17 protein-coding genes are annotated in these 15,764 nt (G+C 31.0%); 3 read left to right on the plus strand and 14 right to left on the minus strand.

Annotated elements, in window-relative coordinates:
- Nucleotides 1-54: 54 nt before the first annotated feature.
- A complete protein-coding gene (gene rpoE / locus LFT63_RS05660; RefSeq protein ID WP_017636790.1) occupies nucleotides 55-582 on the minus strand; it encodes a DNA-directed RNA polymerase subunit delta in 528 nt (175 codons plus the stop codon).
- Nucleotides 583-695: 113 nt separating this feature from the next.
- Nucleotides 696-1,556: a GNAT family N-acetyltransferase gene (locus LFT63_RS05665; RefSeq protein ID WP_340768253.1), complete on the minus strand. Its 861-nt coding sequence runs from the start codon at nucleotides 1,554-1,556 to the stop codon at nucleotides 696-698.
- A gap of 284 nt (nucleotides 1,557-1,840) precedes the next feature.
- On the opposite strand from LFT63_RS05665, the gene coaW reads away from it, so the two are divergent.
- Complete coding sequence (coaW, locus tag LFT63_RS05670; protein WP_017636792.1) at nucleotides 1,841-2,650, plus strand: type II pantothenate kinase; 810 nt, start codon at nucleotides 1,841-1,843, stop codon at nucleotides 2,648-2,650.
- A gap of 73 nt (nucleotides 2,651-2,723) precedes the next feature.
- On the opposite strand, the gene LFT63_RS05675 is transcribed toward coaW, so the two are convergent.
- From LFT63_RS05675 to LFT63_RS05685, 3 genes are all read right to left on the minus strand, one after another.
- Nucleotides 2,724-3,389: a DUF2750 domain-containing protein gene (locus tag LFT63_RS05675; protein ID WP_017636793.1), complete on the minus strand. Its 666-nt coding sequence runs from the start codon at nucleotides 3,387-3,389 to the stop codon at nucleotides 2,724-2,726.
- A 212-nt stretch (nucleotides 3,390-3,601) separates the two neighbouring features.
- On the minus strand, nucleotides 3,602-4,795 hold the full coding sequence (gene ldmS / locus LFT63_RS05680) for an L-aspartate--L-methionine ligase LdmS (protein WP_208970317.1): 1,194 nt from the start codon (nucleotides 4,793-4,795) through the stop codon (nucleotides 3,602-3,604).
- Entirely contained in the window at nucleotides 4,795-5,979 is a 1,185-nt protein-coding gene (locus tag LFT63_RS05685) for a M20 family metallopeptidase (RefSeq protein WP_017636795.1), read from the minus strand. The genes ldmS and LFT63_RS05685 overlap by 1 nt, the downstream gene beginning before the upstream one ends.
- Before the next feature lie 263 nt (nucleotides 5,980-6,242).
- Between LFT63_RS05685 and LFT63_RS05690 the strand changes: the two genes are divergently transcribed.
- Nucleotides 6,243-6,713, plus strand: a complete 471-nt coding sequence (locus LFT63_RS05690; protein ID WP_017636796.1) for an S-ribosylhomocysteine lyase — start codon at nucleotides 6,243-6,245, stop codon at nucleotides 6,711-6,713.
- A gap of 68 nt (nucleotides 6,714-6,781) precedes the next feature.
- On the opposite strand, the gene LFT63_RS05695 is transcribed toward LFT63_RS05690, so the two are convergent.
- The 4 genes from LFT63_RS05695 to deoC all read right to left on the minus strand — a co-directional run bounded on the left by LFT63_RS05695 (nucleotide 6,782) and on the right by deoC (nucleotide 10,359).
- Entirely contained in the window at nucleotides 6,782-7,132 is a 351-nt protein-coding gene (locus LFT63_RS05695) for a DoxX family protein (protein WP_017636797.1), read from the minus strand.
- Nucleotides 7,129-8,319, minus strand: a complete 1,191-nt coding sequence (gene deoB, locus LFT63_RS05700; RefSeq protein WP_017636798.1) for a phosphopentomutase — start codon at nucleotides 8,317-8,319, stop codon at nucleotides 7,129-7,131. Before deoB ends, LFT63_RS05695 begins: the two co-directional genes overlap by 4 nt.
- Nucleotides 8,320-8,331: 12 nt before the next feature.
- Nucleotides 8,332-9,633 (minus strand): pyrimidine-nucleoside phosphorylase, encoded by a 1,302-nt coding sequence (locus tag LFT63_RS05705; protein ID WP_340768257.1) that lies wholly within the window; start codon nucleotides 9,631-9,633, stop codon nucleotides 8,332-8,334.
- Between the two features lie 63 nt (nucleotides 9,634-9,696).
- Complete coding sequence (gene deoC / locus LFT63_RS05710) at nucleotides 9,697-10,359, minus strand: deoxyribose-phosphate aldolase (RefSeq protein WP_029056169.1); 663 nt, start codon at nucleotides 10,357-10,359, stop codon at nucleotides 9,697-9,699.
- Between the two features lie 168 nt (nucleotides 10,360-10,527).
- On the opposite strand from deoC, the gene deoD reads away from it, so the two are divergent.
- The gene (gene deoD / locus LFT63_RS05715) at nucleotides 10,528-11,238 is read left to right on the plus strand and encodes a purine-nucleoside phosphorylase (protein ID WP_326003234.1); all 711 of its coding nucleotides are present in this window, start codon (nucleotides 10,528-10,530) and stop codon (nucleotides 11,236-11,238) included.
- A 143-nt stretch (nucleotides 11,239-11,381) separates the two neighbouring features.
- Here deoD and LFT63_RS05720 read toward each other — a convergent pair whose 3' ends face one another.
- The 5 genes from LFT63_RS05720 to LFT63_RS05740 form a co-directional block, all read right to left on the minus strand.
- Entirely contained in the window at nucleotides 11,382-11,828 is a 447-nt protein-coding gene (locus LFT63_RS05720) for a Dps family protein (protein WP_017636802.1), read from the minus strand.
- A 216-nt stretch (nucleotides 11,829-12,044) separates the two neighbouring features.
- Complete coding sequence (locus tag LFT63_RS05725) at nucleotides 12,045-12,467, minus strand: thiol-disulfide oxidoreductase DCC family protein (protein ID WP_029056167.1); 423 nt, start codon at nucleotides 12,465-12,467, stop codon at nucleotides 12,045-12,047.
- Between the two features lie 171 nt (nucleotides 12,468-12,638).
- Nucleotides 12,639-14,015, minus strand: coding sequence for an EVE domain-containing protein (locus LFT63_RS05730; RefSeq protein ID WP_340768265.1), 1,377 nt, complete (start codon nucleotides 14,013-14,015; stop codon nucleotides 12,639-12,641).
- Nucleotides 14,016-14,187: 172 nt separating this feature from the next.
- Complete coding sequence (locus LFT63_RS05735; protein ID WP_029056165.1) at nucleotides 14,188-14,418, minus strand: hypothetical protein; 231 nt, start codon at nucleotides 14,416-14,418, stop codon at nucleotides 14,188-14,190.
- A 34-nt stretch (nucleotides 14,419-14,452) separates the two neighbouring features.
- Nucleotides 14,453-15,391 (minus strand): type I phosphomannose isomerase catalytic subunit, encoded by a 939-nt coding sequence (locus tag LFT63_RS05740; RefSeq protein WP_340768267.1) that lies wholly within the window; start codon nucleotides 15,389-15,391, stop codon nucleotides 14,453-14,455.
- Nucleotides 15,392-15,764: the final 373 nt, after the last annotated feature.

Here is a 15,764-nt window from a genome sequence, read left to right on the forward strand (position 1 = left end):
TAAAGGAGCCCAAATAAAATTCTATCATTTTTAGGATAAAAGTCAATTAGAAATTTAACTTTGATATTCTTCGTCATCTTCCTCATCGTCGAAGTCATCTTCGTCTTCATCTTCTTCGTCAATGACAATATCATTTTCATTAATATCATCTTCAACTTGTTCATCTTCAGGATCATTTAATGTTTCTTGATCATCTGTGACTGCTGGAATATCATCATCGTCATCCGCTTCATCTTCACCTAATAATTTAAGGTTTTTATCTTCTTCATCGTCATCATCAAGAATATCAAATTTTTGAATCGTTGGCGCGATTTTTTCTTCAATATCATCTACTGAGTACCAATCACGAATACCCCATTGGTTTTCACCAACATTTAAAAATCGACCATCTGTATTTAAATCAGTATAGAATTGTACTACACGATTCTCGATTTCATCGTATTCATAATTACCTAATTCTCTAAATTTATCGATAATATCGTATAAATTCATTGTGTCGCCTTTTTCATTTAAAAGCGTATAAGCCATATCAATAAATGATTTCTCATCTACCATTTCTTTTGTGTAATCTTTAATTTTCATTATAAAATACTTCCTTTCAAAGGATTTTCATCTTAAATAAGTTGGTCAAATTTCATTAATTAATAGTAACAAAAATAAATTATAAATGACAATCGGTGTTTACGCAATCTCTGTTAATAATTTATATACTTTTCAAATAAAATATAATCTTCTGCTTGTTCTACTTCTACAAAATTACTATTAATACATAATGGACTTAATTCGTTATTTTCTCCATATAGTGTAATGGATAATACTTTAATATTATCAAAATGTTTACGTATATAGGTTGGTAATTGTCTTAACGCGCTTTCAGCAATACCTTCATTCCGATGTGTTTTATTTACTTCAATGCCTGAAATACGCATACGGTCTTCAACTTGTTCAATACCTATGAAACCAACTTTTTCATCATCTTTAAGTAAGTTGATTAAATGAATATTCGCCTCTTCTGAAGACTCATTTTCTTCTAGTTTCAAAGAGGATACATGTTTAGAATCCAAGTCCAAATAATATAATCGTTCTTTTCCAATTGGCCCTTCCTCTTTAGTAGCTGCATGCATAAAACCTGCACGTTCATATACATTCCAAGCAGATTGATTTTCAGCATCGACCACTAAATATAAGTGGTTAAAATCTGGGAATAGTGTTTGGACATACTGAGGTAGATACATCATCATTTTAGTACCGTATCCATGCCCTTGATATCGCTCATTTACTGATAATGATCGTACATAGACGACATTTTCTGGGGTTTCATAGCCTTCATGTTGATAATATTGATGTAAAACAAAGAAACCGACAACTTCCCCTTCGCTATTTTTAGCTATATTAGCAACTCGGTCTTCATCATTAAGTGCCTCTTCTAATACTGATTTAGGCAAGGAAGAATATATTTGTTGTCTTTCACTCAATTCAAAATTTAATATATCTTCACGGTATCGCTCTTCAAAAACTTGAATTGTAATATCTTCAAATTGCTTTTTTGTAGTCATAAGTCAATCCCCTATTCATTTAATACTCACTTATTATATATTACTTTACCCTATTGTAATACTATTTCTCATATTAATCGAAATTACTTACACTTAAATTATCATTTTAAATATAACTGTCTTAATTAAACAATTCATTTAATAGGTCTAACTTCAACTTAATAAATAATGCAATACGTTTGATAAATTTGTATTTTAAGTTGAATATGAAATAAACTCTTGTATTTCGTTTAATTTATTATACTATTATGGGTGATGCATTTTTGATTTGAGGTGGGAGTAATATGAAAATAGGAATCGATGCTGGTGGAACGTTAATCAAAATCGTTCAAGAATCTGAACACCAACGTGAATATCACACTGAATTAACTGTCAATATTGATAAAGTAATAAAATGGTTAAATGAAATCGATTTTGAAAGTTTAAGCTTAACTGGAGGTCAAGCAAGTATTATTGCAGAACACATCTCCAAACCAACACAAATATATGTTGAGTTTGATGCTGCTTCAAAAGGGCTTGGAATTCTACTAAATGAACAAGGACATGACATCAATCAATATATTTTTGCTAATGTTGGAACAGGTACGTCTCTTCATTATTATGACGGTGAGCAACAACAACGCGTAGGCGGTATCGGTACTGGTGGCGGAATGATACAAGGTTTAGGTTATTTATTAAGCCAAGTAACAGATTATAAACAATTAACAGATTTAGCTCAAAATGGTGACAGGGATTCAATAGACTTGAAAGTAAAACATATCTATAAAGATTGTGAACCCCCTATTCCTGGCGACTTAACTGCAGCTAATTTTGGAAATGTCTTACATCATGTGAATGAAGATTTTTCAATTGAAAATAAACTCGCTTCTGTAGTTGGTGTTGTTGGCGAAGTGATTACCACAATGGCAATTACTGTTGCTCGAGAACATCAAACAGAAAATGTAGTTTACATAGGATCTTCATTTAATAACAACCCATTATTACGTAAAGTCATAGAAGATTATACTGTATTGAGAGGATTTAAACCTTATTATATTGAGCATGGTGCGTTCTCTGGAGCTATAGGTGCTTTACATTTAACATTAGATCATTAACTCATAAAAGGAGTGAATTGAAACTTATTTATTTCAATTCACTCCTTTTTATCTTAGCAAATATACTATTCAATTAGGTTGTCATTTCATTTGATAGTTTTTGTGCGGATACCACTGTACCAATCACACCAGGTTTTAAATCTATGCCTACCGCTTTGTCATCATCGCGTAATTTATCAAGCCAGTCGTCAAATACACTTGTCTCAATCTCAATTAAATCGCATTCTTCAAAATCTTCTTCTTTTACTTTTTGCGCTCTTTTCTTCAAGCTCCATACAGGCATAATTTGAGGTTTATTTTCTCTATCATCTTCAATTAAGATAAAATTCTTTTCACTTTTATTTGTCAGACCATAAACATGGTCATATTTAGCAACATCTTTAACAAATTCTTTAATTCTAATTTTATCTAGTTCAGACATTAACTCTCTCGAAATTTCATAAATATTGACTAGTTTTCCACTCTGTTCATTAGTTATATCTATGAGTACTTTATCTGTTTCATCAAATAATTCATCTAAATCATATGCGACAAAACGGTCTAAATCTATTTTCACTATCTTATCATAACTAATGTCATTATCATTTAAATATTGTTTCGCCGTTTCATCATCAGTCCAAACAGTTACATATAATTGTTCATTTTTCGTTAAACGTACTATTTTTTTATTTTTAGAAGCAAAATATAAATGTTCATTAATTAACATTTCTTTGAAAAATGGTTCTTCTTTGTAAGACATTTTACACCCTCGATTCATATATTATATTTTATCACTTAATAAAAATATTAAATGACTCATTTTCGTTAGTCAACAGAGCGATGATGCTATACCGTTCTTATTCATTGATTGGATTAATCATTTATACTAATTAATGATATTATTAGTGTTTCTTTTTTATAAAATACCCTTGAAAATTAAGCTATTGTACTTAAAATTCAAGGGTCGCTATTTTATTTAACTTTTAAATCATTTAAAAATGCTTCTTCCATTTGTTGAATATATGCTTTATCTTTACCATGCCATATACATCCAAATCTTGAATTGACTTTATTGACGCCATACCAGTCACCATCGTAATAAGATAACGGATATAATACACCTTTTTTCACGTATTTAAGAATGGTGTTAAAGAAATGGTCATTATTACCATCAGAAAAGTAACTATAAAATTTATGGTATCCATTAGTTAATTCATCAGCTAGTAATAACATACTAGTAGAACCATTTTGTCTAAAGTTTAAATCTATTGCGTAAACATCATTATGTTCATCTAATAACAAGTCAAACCCTGCCACACCGAAGAAACCTAAACTTACTCCTATTGACATAATCTCTCTACCAGCATCAATGACGTGTTGTGGTACATCTTCAACGTTTTCATTACCATTATAAAAGCCATATTCATTGGTTAATTGTCTAGCTGTTCCTAAATATTGAATCCCTATATCTTCTGAATAAGCAAATTGAACACAGTAATTTTGAACAGCTTCAATTTTTTGTTCAATGATTAATTGTTCTGTAGCTTCAGTTGCATCTTTAATACGTTTTTTAGCCTTAGCTAAATCTTGATTATTATAACAGATCATCACTCCGTATCCACCAGCAGTTGGTAAATCGTCTCCCGGTTTAATAACAAATGGATAATTCCAATGTTCTATAGCTTCATCGAATTGCTCTATAGGTATAATTTCTCTTTGAGGAAGATATTTACCATTCGTCCATTCTGGTATTCTTGCTTTATTATTCAAAGCTACAAATACATCTTTGTTTAAAGCGTAGTATGATTTTTCAAGTACATCTTCGTCATGTATATATTGAAAATAAATCTTTTTTCCTACTTCATGTGCTAATTTTTTAATTAATGATTCATATGTTTGTTGATCACTAAACTTATAAATACTTGGTGGAATACGTTTTCCTACCTCTTCAAATAATTTCTCTAGCTTATCAGTTACACTTGCTTCATGTACTATAACTGGAAACTGATTCGCAATAAGTAATTCTCGTCCTGTTAAAAAATTAGACTGATGTTCATCAGGTTTAAGCCATGGGTTAGAAATGTATGAAGGTCTAGAAGTATATACTACATTATCTTGGTATAAATCACTTAAAGTTAATTTTGGACTATATACATTTTCACTCATTATTTCACATGTCCCTTCATATGATGATGTTCTTCAACAATTTCATTGAATAACGACGTATCATTTATTAATTCTAAACCCATTAATGCCATAATTTTTGCCCCTTTAATTAATGCTTGATCCCCTTGTAAACTTGCTGCCGCTTCTCTAAAACGATGCGTATGACCTACAAGATTTCTAGAACCAATTTTAATATGGGGATGTATTGTTGGAACTACATGGCTGACATTACCAGTATCTGTAGAACCATAACCAAAATCATCATCAATGACCGCTTCTCCCATTTCAGTTGCGTATTTCTCAAATAAATCATCTAATTTAGGAGATTTAATAAGTTCATTCACTCCATTTTGAATAGGACCAAATTCATAGTCGCAACCCGTTTGAATAGCAGCTCCACGTGCAATTTGTTTAACCTTTTCAGTTAATACGTCTAGCTCTTTTCTTGAAGTAGCTCTTGTATAAAATCGTGCATGTGTAAAGTCAGGGATGATATTGGCAGCTTTACCGCCATCTAAAATCACACCATGAACACGCTGACTTTTTTTAATATGTTGTCTAAGTTGCGCTACACCATTGAAATAAGAAATCATTGCATCTAATGCATTAAGTGCTTCATCTGCATTTTCAGATGCATGCGCGCTTTTTCCGTAAAATTTCACATCTAATACATCTACTGCAAGTGTATTAATCGTTCTATAAGTTTCGTTGCCAGGATGTACCATTAAAGCAATATCAATATCATCTATAATGCCTGCTTTAACGTAAGAGGCTTTGGCACTACCATTCTCCCCACCTTCTTCTGCTGGGCAACCTAAAACAACTACAGAACCACCTATATGATCAATAACTTGTTTTAAAGCAATACCACCTAATGTACTTGCAGTTCCTATAATATTGTGACCGCAAGCATGTCCTAAACCGGGTAACGCATCATATTCTGCTAAGAAACCAATCACTGGGCCCTCTTTATCAGATTCATATGTTGCTATAAAACCTGTAGCATGTCCTGCAATATCAGTTTCGATTTCAAAACCATTTGCTTTTAATGTATCAATCAATGTTCTAGATGCAAAAATTTCTTCATTTCCTAGTTCTGGTCTTTCATGTATGCGATGACTCATTTCTACATATTCGTATTTATTATTTTCAATATAATCTAATATATTTTGCTTTTCGCTCATATTACCTAACTCCCATTCTACTAATCCACTATCTTTCTAAAGATACCCATAAACTTTATCGTTCAATTAATTATTACTCATTTTATCGGATTTACTTTTAAATGTCATTACATTTATTAATGTTTACACAATTTTCTTACAATTCAAACTTGTAATTTAACCATTAATCATTCTTACCTTAAAATTGTAAAAACAAAATAGTATTGTTACAATTTAGTTATTCATTAAATGAGTTTGTACGTATATTCAAGGAGGGTAATATAATGGCAAAAATGAACGTAGAAAGTTTCAATTTAGATCACACTAAAGTGGTAGCACCATTTATTAGATTAGCAGGTACTATGGAAGGCTTAAATGGCGATAAAATTAATAAATATGATATTCGCTTCAAACAACCAAATAAAGATCATATGGAAATGCCTGGATTACATTCTTTAGAACATTTAATGGCTGAAAATATTAGAAATCATACAGATAAAGTTGTTGATTTAAGTCCAATGGGTTGTCAAACTGGTTTCTATGTATCATTCATTAATCACGATGATTATGATGATGTATTAAACATAGTTGAAAAAACATTAAACGATGTTTTAAATGCAACTGAAGTTCCTGCATGTAATGAAGTTCAATGTGGTTGGGCTGCAAGCCATTCACTTGAAGGTGCAAAAGAAATTGCACAAGCATTCTTAGATAAACGTGACCAATGGCATGATGTATTTGGAGAAGGTAAATAATAAACTTAATCATAAAGAAAAGACGTTATCCTAAAATGGATAACGTCTTTTTTTACATATTGCTATTATTATAATTTTTTAACTAACCCCATAATAACGAATTGTAGAGGTAGTCTTAACCATAAAGCCCATGCTGGTACTTGTTTATCTCCTAGTGGTAATTTCTTTCTAGCCATATAAACATTAGCTGGTAAAACTGCTAATAGGAATAAATTAATACCTTTTTTCAACCAACTTGCTGGGCGTTTAATTAATAAAGCTACACCAAAGAATATTTCAAATACACCAGTGACAAGAACCGCTGTCTTTTGTAATGGTAAATAATCAGGAACAATCGTTCTAAAATTTCTTTCATGTGTAAAATGTAGTACACCTGCTGATCCAAATACTAAACCTAAAGTCCATCTTAATAATTTCATTCGTGTTCCACTCCCATTTCTTTTAAATAACTTTTTCCATATTCGGGTAATTCTACGTTGAAATTATCTGCAATTGTAGCCCCAATTGAGCTAAATGTTGTATCACCTGGTAATTCATGATAGTCCTTAATTTTTGGACTAAACATTAATACTGGTATATATTCTCTCGTATGGTCTGTGCCGTCTGCTGTTGGGTCATTACCATGATCTGCTGTTATAATAACTAAATCATCTTCATTTAAATTTTCGATGAGTTCAGGTAATCTTTCGTCGAAGTCTTTAATCGCTTGAGCATAACCTGGTTTATCGCGTCGATGTCCATAAAGCGCATCAAAGTCAACTAAATTTAAAAAGCTTATACCATTGAAATCTTTTTTAACTACATTTATTAATTGATCCATACCGTCCATATTACTTTTAGTACGAATAGCTTCTGTAACGCCTTCACCATCATAAATATCATTAATTTTACCGATAGCGATAACATCGTAATTGTTTTCTTTCAATGAATTCATAACAGTTTTACCAAATGGTTTTAATGCATAGTCATGTCGATTAGAGGTACGTGTAAAGTTACCTGGTTCACCAACATATGGACGTGCTATAATTCTACCGATTAAATATTTAGGATCTTTTGTTAATTCTCTAACCTTTTCACAAATATCGTATAGTTCTTCAAGTGGGATAATATCTTCATGTGCAGCAATTTGAAGTACTGGGTCTGCACTAGTATAGACGATTAAATCGCCAGTTTTCATTTGGTGTTCTCCCCACTCATCAATGATTTGTGTACCTGAAGCGGGTCTATTGGCAACAACCTTACGACCAGTCATTCTTTCTATTTCTTCAACTAATTCATCTGGAAATCCATTAGGATATACTTTAAATGGTTGCATAATATTTAATCCCATAATTTCCCAATGACCAGTCATTGTATCTTTTCCAACTGATGCTTCACTTAACTTTGTGTAAAAAGCTTGTGGTTGGTCAACTTTAGAGACAACTGGTAAAGAATCAATATTGCCAAGACCTAATTTTTCTAAGTTAGGTAATGACTGATTAAATCCTTCAAGTGTATGTTTTAAAGTGTGTGAGCCTTCATCATTAAATGCTGCAGCGTCAGGTCCTTCTCCTATACCTACCGAGTCCATTACAATAAGATGAACCCTTTTAAATGGTGTAGTCATTATTTACATCTCCTACTCCGTAATTATTTTGTGAATTAATGTTGGTGTATGACTTTCACTATCAATTCTAATACTTTCATTCAATTTATCAAATATATCATCAATATTTTCTTTATTACTATGAATCGTCAATATAGATTCACCGGCTTTGACTTTGTCGCCAACTTTTTTATTTAATACTATGCCAACACTTAAATCAATCACATCTTCTTTAGTCTGTCTACCGGCACCTAACATCATTGATGCAACACCTATCTCATTTGCAATCATTTCTGTTATATAGCCATCTTGTTTTGCAGCGTAATCAATTTTAAATTTTGCATTAGCAAGATTTTCTGGATGATCGACAATAGAAGCATCGCCACCCTGATTACTAATAAATGATTTAAATTTTTCCAATGCTTTACCGGATTCAATAGATTGTGTTAGATATTCACGTGCTTCATCAAGTGTTGATGCTTGTTTAGCAAGTACTACCATTTGTGATCCTAGAGTAAGTACTAATTCCGTTAAGTCATCTGGACCTTGACCTTTTAATGTTTCAATAGCCTCTTTTAATTCTAAACCATTACCAATAGCATTACCCAGTGGCTGGCTCATGTCTGAAATAATTGCCATCGTATTTCTACCTACATTATTTCCAATTCGTACCATAGCATGGGCTAAAGCTTCTGCATCTTCAATCGTTTTCATGAATGCGCCGCTACCAATTTTAACATCTAAAACTATTGCATCGGCACCAGCCGCAATTTTCTTACTCATTATAGAAGATGCTATTAAAGGAATAGAGTTGACTGTTCCTGTGACATCTCTTAATGCATATAATTTTTTATCTGCAGGAGTCAAATTACCCGATTGTCCCATAACGGTTACTTGGTTTTCATTAACAAGTTTAACAAATTCATCTTCTGATAATTCAACATGGAAACCTTTTGCTGATTCAAGTTTATCAATTGTACCACCAGTATGTCCTAATCCTCGTCCACTCATTTTCGCGACTGGTACACCTACTGAAGCCACTAAAGGAGCTAATACTAGTGTAGTAGTATCACCAACACCACCTGTTGAATGCTTATCTACTTTAATTCCATCAATATTTGATAAATCAATGACATCGCCTGAATTTACCATAGCCATAGTTAAATTTGCACGTTCTTCTTCAGTCATATCTTGGAAGAAAATAGCCATTGCCAAACTAGATGCTTGATAATCAGGAATATCGCCATTCGTATAACCTTTAATGAAAAAGTCTATTTCTTCTTTTGTTAATGCATACCCGTCACGTTTCTTTTCAATTATATCTATCATTCTCATAAACAAAGCCTCCTTTTAGATGGTTGTTTCTTGATTTAATATGATTTACTTTGCTGAAATGATTTAATAGTTTGAATCAGACTCTAAGCCTTGGATAATTTGTACACCAGCACTAGCTCCAATACGTGTAGCACCAGCTTCTAGCATATTATTAAAATCTTCTAAATTTCGAACGCCACCAGATGCTTTTACTTCTAATGCTTCTCCTACAGTATCTTTCATTAATTTAACATCAGAAGCTGTAGCGCCTCCACCAGCAAAACCAGTAGATGTTTTTACAAAGTCTGCACCAGCTTCTTTTGCAATTTTGCAAGCTGTTACTTTTTCTTCATCAGATAATAATACAGTTTCAATTATGACTTTTACTGTTTTACTATTTGATGCTTTTACAACACTTTCAATATCATCCTTTACTTCATCTAATCGACCATCTTTTAATGCACCAATATTAATAACCATGTCTATTTCAGAAGCACCATTTTCAATGGCATTTTTAGTTTCAAACGCTTTTACTTCTTTAGTTGATGCACCAAGTGGAAAGCCAATTACCGTACAAACGAGTACGTCAGTTCCTTTTAATTGTTCAGCTGAATACTTAACATGTGTTGGATTTACACAAATCGATTTGAAGCCATATTCTTTTGCTTCATTAATAATTTTATCAATTTGTTCACGTGTTGATTCAGGCTTTAATTGTGTATGATCTATAAATTTTGCATAATTCATTAAAAGGTCCTCCTCACTTATTTACATTGAATACAAACTCTATATTTTTCTATGTTAAGCGAATGTATTCAATAAACATACCCTTCATATATATAGTACAAAAATTAGCAAAAAAATTAAACAAATGTTATCTTAAATATGATTAAGTAATTAAGGAGAAGATGACAAATGACAAATGGTACACCTCATATTCAACCAAATGGAGTAAAAATCGCTAAAACTGTATTAATGCCCGGAGATCCTCTTCGTGCAAAATATATTGCAGATAACTTTTTAGAAAATGTTGGACAATTTAATGAAGTACGTAATATGTTTGGATACACAGGAACTTATAAAGGAAAAGAAATTTCAGTAATGGGTTCTGGTATGGGTATTCCTAGCATTGGAATTTATTCTTATGAATTATTCAATTTCTTTGATGTTGAAACAATCATTCGTGTAGGTTCATGTGGTGCCTTGCAAGAAAACGTTAATTTATATGATGTCATCATTGCACAAGCCGCTTCAACTAACTCAAATTATGTAGATCAGTATCACATTCCAGGTCATTTTGCGCCGATTGCTGACTTTGATTTAGTTACTAAAGCCAAACAAGCAGCTGACAAAATTGGTGCTGTATCACATGTTGGTAACGTATTATCATCAGACACATTCTATAATGCAGATGATAAATTTAATGATGCATGGAAGAAAATGGGCATTTTAGGTATTGAAATGGAATCAGCAGGTTTATATTTAAATGCTATTCATGCTGGCAAAAAAGCATTAGGCGTATTTACTGTTAGTGACCACATTTTAAGAGATGAAGCTACAACAGCTGAAGAACGTCAAACTTCATTTACTCAAATGATGGAAATAGCACTTGAAATTGCCGAATAATTAAAACATAAAAAAATAGAGATTAAGTGATGTCTTTCATAGATAACACTTAATCTCTTTTTATAACCTCAAGAATATTACTATTATTAGTTTAATATTAAAAAGCATAGTTCATCGTCAAACCATGCTTTTCTTAATCGTCATTATTTACCAAGGTAAGATTGTAACATCCAATTATGTTTATCTACTGAAGTTTGCATACCGATAAACATATCTTCAGAAACATCGTCACCAGCTTCACCAGCAACTTTTATAGCTTTTTCTAATTGATTAGAAATGTTTGTGAAGTCTTTAGATAATTCTTCTACCATTTGTTCAGCAGCATAACCTTTTCCTGCTTCATCAATAATTGACATATCTAAACTTTCTTTCATAGTACCAACAGGGTTACCGCCTACTGCTAAAATACGTTCTGCTAAATCGTCAACATATTGTGCTGCTTCATTATATAGTTCTTCAAATTTAACATGTAATGAGAAGAAGTTAGGTCCTTTTACATACCAATGGAAATTGTGAAGTTTAGTATACGCTACAGTCCAGTTTGCAACTTGTTGATTTAATTCTTTTACTACTTCTTGATTATTTGCCATATTAATATACGCTCCTTTGAGTTATCGTTTTATTGATTATACATACATTATATTAGAATTATTATAATCTGTAAAGGAATATGACACTTTAATTTATAATAATTCTAATCTAGTTCATAAACCTTTCACATTTATATTACCCCAATAAAACATATTTAAAAACTGAAAATACATTTATTTTTAATTTAACTAATATTTTCATTCTCAATTAGTCGTTTATAATTGAGAATTAACTAATTTAATCTTTTGATTATTATCTAAAAAGAATGATGCCTCATAATCATTTGGTTTATGCCAATGTGTCTTCCACATTTTATCTCTATTATTTGCAAATAATTGATAACCGAAATTCCTAATTGGTTTAGGAATAATACGCAATAGTACACCTAACAATTTATACTGATTTGGTAGAGATGTAATTAATGATGCTATTGCTGTTGATTGATATTCCAAATGATCACCATCTAGAACTATCACACTATTTCTATTTTTTGCTTCTGGATGTTTATCAAATAATTTTTGACCATAGTCACCTTCTAAAGTAGCAAATTCGTATTTATGTGATAATCCATTTTGGATTAGCCATATTGCATAGTTATAACAATATACACAATTGCCATCATAATAAATAATTGCCATATTAAACACCACTCCTTACTTTCTCATTATTCATTTTTCCTATTTGAAAATTTATAAACCAAATTAAGCCTTTCATATACAAAAAATAAGTTGATTTTATGAAAATCTACTAATTACCGTTACATAACTTGAATGGCAATAGTTGAACGACTTCATAAAATCAACTTATTATTAATCTTGGTTAACCTTCACAATTCTAGTATATTTTAAGAATTGTTGTGTATATTTCTCTTGTATTTCTTCTAAAGTGTCGTATGTGACACCTATAATATGCCAATTCGGGTTAAAATGATAAAATGAGTCTTTGTCTTTAGACCATTTAATCATATTACCTTCTTTATTATATCTAGGCAATGTTACTTCATAACCTTCTAGTACGTTAATATATGTTTGGAATATATCTGGATCGATTCTATTAAAGTTATCAATAACAAGGTAACTTTTATCTTTTTTAGGCATATTTTGAGTTATAAAACCTTCACGATAATATAAAGCGCCACTTTCATTAGGTAAATACTTACCGTATAGCATATCTTCACTAAAATCCGGATGGCCTGTTGTAATGATAGGATTAGCATTTGTTTTTTGTAATAAATCATTAGCGGCTTTTAAGCCTTCTTCTTTTTTATCAACTACTAATAAAATAAATGGTTTAAGTGTATTTTCTTGTTGGTTTTCTTCTAATAAATGAGATTTTTCTACAGTTTCAAATGGATTTTTAATACCATTATTATCGCTCATTTCTAAAATAGCGTCATATTGTACTTGTGACATACTTGCAATAGCTTGTTTTGCATTTTCTTGAAGAAAATATAAGTTTTTAAGTTTAGGGTGTTTATTTAAATAACTCAATGAAATTGGCGTAATATGTTTACCAAACATGATTTCAATTGCCGTACTATTAGTTCTACCAGGAATTGGTGGCTTTTCATGTATGTGTCTAGAAACCTCACCAATACCTATAACAGATTGGTTTTGGTATTTATTGTAAATAATTACATTATCTCCAACTTCTAATTGTGTGTAAAAATGATATCCATTTCTTTTAATGCCATTATATGTGTGAGTAAAAATAGTATAATTTTTACCAGGTTCAAAATCTTCAGTTTCAGACATAAAGAAATAACGCGGTATTTTTGTTTCGCCTTTTCCAAGTTGAATGATTAAATCAAATTCTTCTTTTCTAATTTGATTAAATAACGTTTCTTTCATATTACTCATACGAAAATCTAACGCTTCGCTTCGTTTTAAATAATCAGTTGTTAAAGGTTTTAGTACTTCATTAAAACGAAATTCAACTCTAATTTTATTTTGGGCGCCAGCTTGGACACTAATGATTTCACCAACACCAAGTAGCCCTGTATCAGTTTGAACTTGATAAAAAATGACTTGGTCTCCAGCTTTAGCTTTTTTAAATGCTCTATATCCTTGAGTTGGATTAAATTGCGCACCTGATTCAAATAATGTCGTTTGACCTACTAAAGGTTCATTATGATTCCACCTATTATAACCACAATTTAACCAAAAGTAATTAATTTCTTCTGTCATCACGAATCTCCTCACCTTATTATATGTAAAATAAGTTTTTGTAATTACCTTATTATATCTAACAAAACGACGCTACTACAACTATTTTCACATATTTTATTAAAAAACAGACCAATGACACTTATCATTAGTCTGCGCATGTGTATACTATCAATAAAAATTATTATGCTATTTAATGTGTAGGTAGGAATGAGCCTAATAATGGTAACAAATTAATCATTATGCCGCCTATTGATAGCATAAAACTACTTTCTTTGTCTCGAATTGTAAGAATAGCACTAATAACTCCCACAATAGCAACTATTCTCGGTATTATAAATGATGGATAATGTGGCATATTAAAAAACACACCTGCACCTGAAATGACACCACATAATAAAGAAATATATATAAATTGTTTCATAATTATGAACATCCTTTGTATTAAATATATAAGTTTATATATAACTAATAATTAAAGAAAAATCTCCTTCAAATATATTATCGAGATCTTCTGAAGTTAATACAAAATGACTTCCTTTTTGTATATTAAATACTTCACCATCTGTAATAAGTTTACCTTCGCCTTCAATTACTGAAACTAAGCAAAATTCACGTGGTTTCATATAATTTAATGTGCCAGAAATTTCCCATTTTACTATAGTAAAGAAATCATTAGATACAATATGCGTACATTGGTGACTTTCTATAATTTCTTTTTCTGGAATAATATTAGGTAAATCACTATTAAATTCCATCACATCTAAAGCTTTTTGTATATTTAACTCTCTAGACTCGCCTGTATGTTTGGCTCTTTTATAATCATAAATACGATAGGATATATCGGATGACTGCATCACTTCATATGCAATAATTCCTGATCCTATACTATGAAGTGTTCCAGCTGGTACAAAATAAAATTCGCCAGGCTTAACTGTTACTTTCTTTAAATCATTTTCAAATGTTCCTTGTTCTAGTTGTTGTTGAAAAACTTCTTTAGATTCTGCAGTTGTGCCTAAAACAATTTCAGAGCCTTCTTCCGCATCAATAATGTACCAACACTCTGATTTACCATATTGGCCATTTTCATGTTCATAAGCATATGAATCATCTGGATGTACGTGAATAGATAAAGGCGATTCAGCATCTACTATCTTTGCGAGCAATGGAAAATCTATACTTGGAAATTCACCGAATAATTCTCGATGCTCTGCCCATACTTTATCTAATGTTTGGCCTGCATAAAGACCATTGGTAATTTCATTGGTACCATTGGGATGTGCTGAAATACCCCAGCATTCTCCAATATGTTTGCTAGGAAGATTGTACCCAAATGATTCTAATTTATTACCACCCCATAATTTTTCATGAAAAATAGGTTTTAAAAACAGCGGCATTACTACACCTCCATTACTCTCGTTGTATATGTTAATCAATTGTTAGTGATATAAAAATCTCCTAACATAAGTTCTAATAATATGTATATGTTACTTTAGTTTGAAATGTTATAAAATCATTTCAACTCACTACATGTGATTGTATCATAATTCATAATTCAATGGTTATGTTGATTTTGATAAATATTTACAAGACAATATTATCTTTATATTTTAATTAACGATTCTATTATAAAATGAATGGTTCTAGTTATTATAACAATATCTCGCAATGATGATAAGTTATAAAATTCCTCATTTTAATCATAAAATATTCCATGTTTATTATAAATAAAAAAACTTAGGGGACGATTGAAATATATCCCCTAAGTCA

This window comes from Staphylococcus sp. FSL H8-0121 (genome assembly GCF_038008425.1).
Classification (GTDB): domain Bacteria; phylum Bacillota; class Bacilli; order Staphylococcales; family Staphylococcaceae; genus Staphylococcus; species Staphylococcus pasteuri.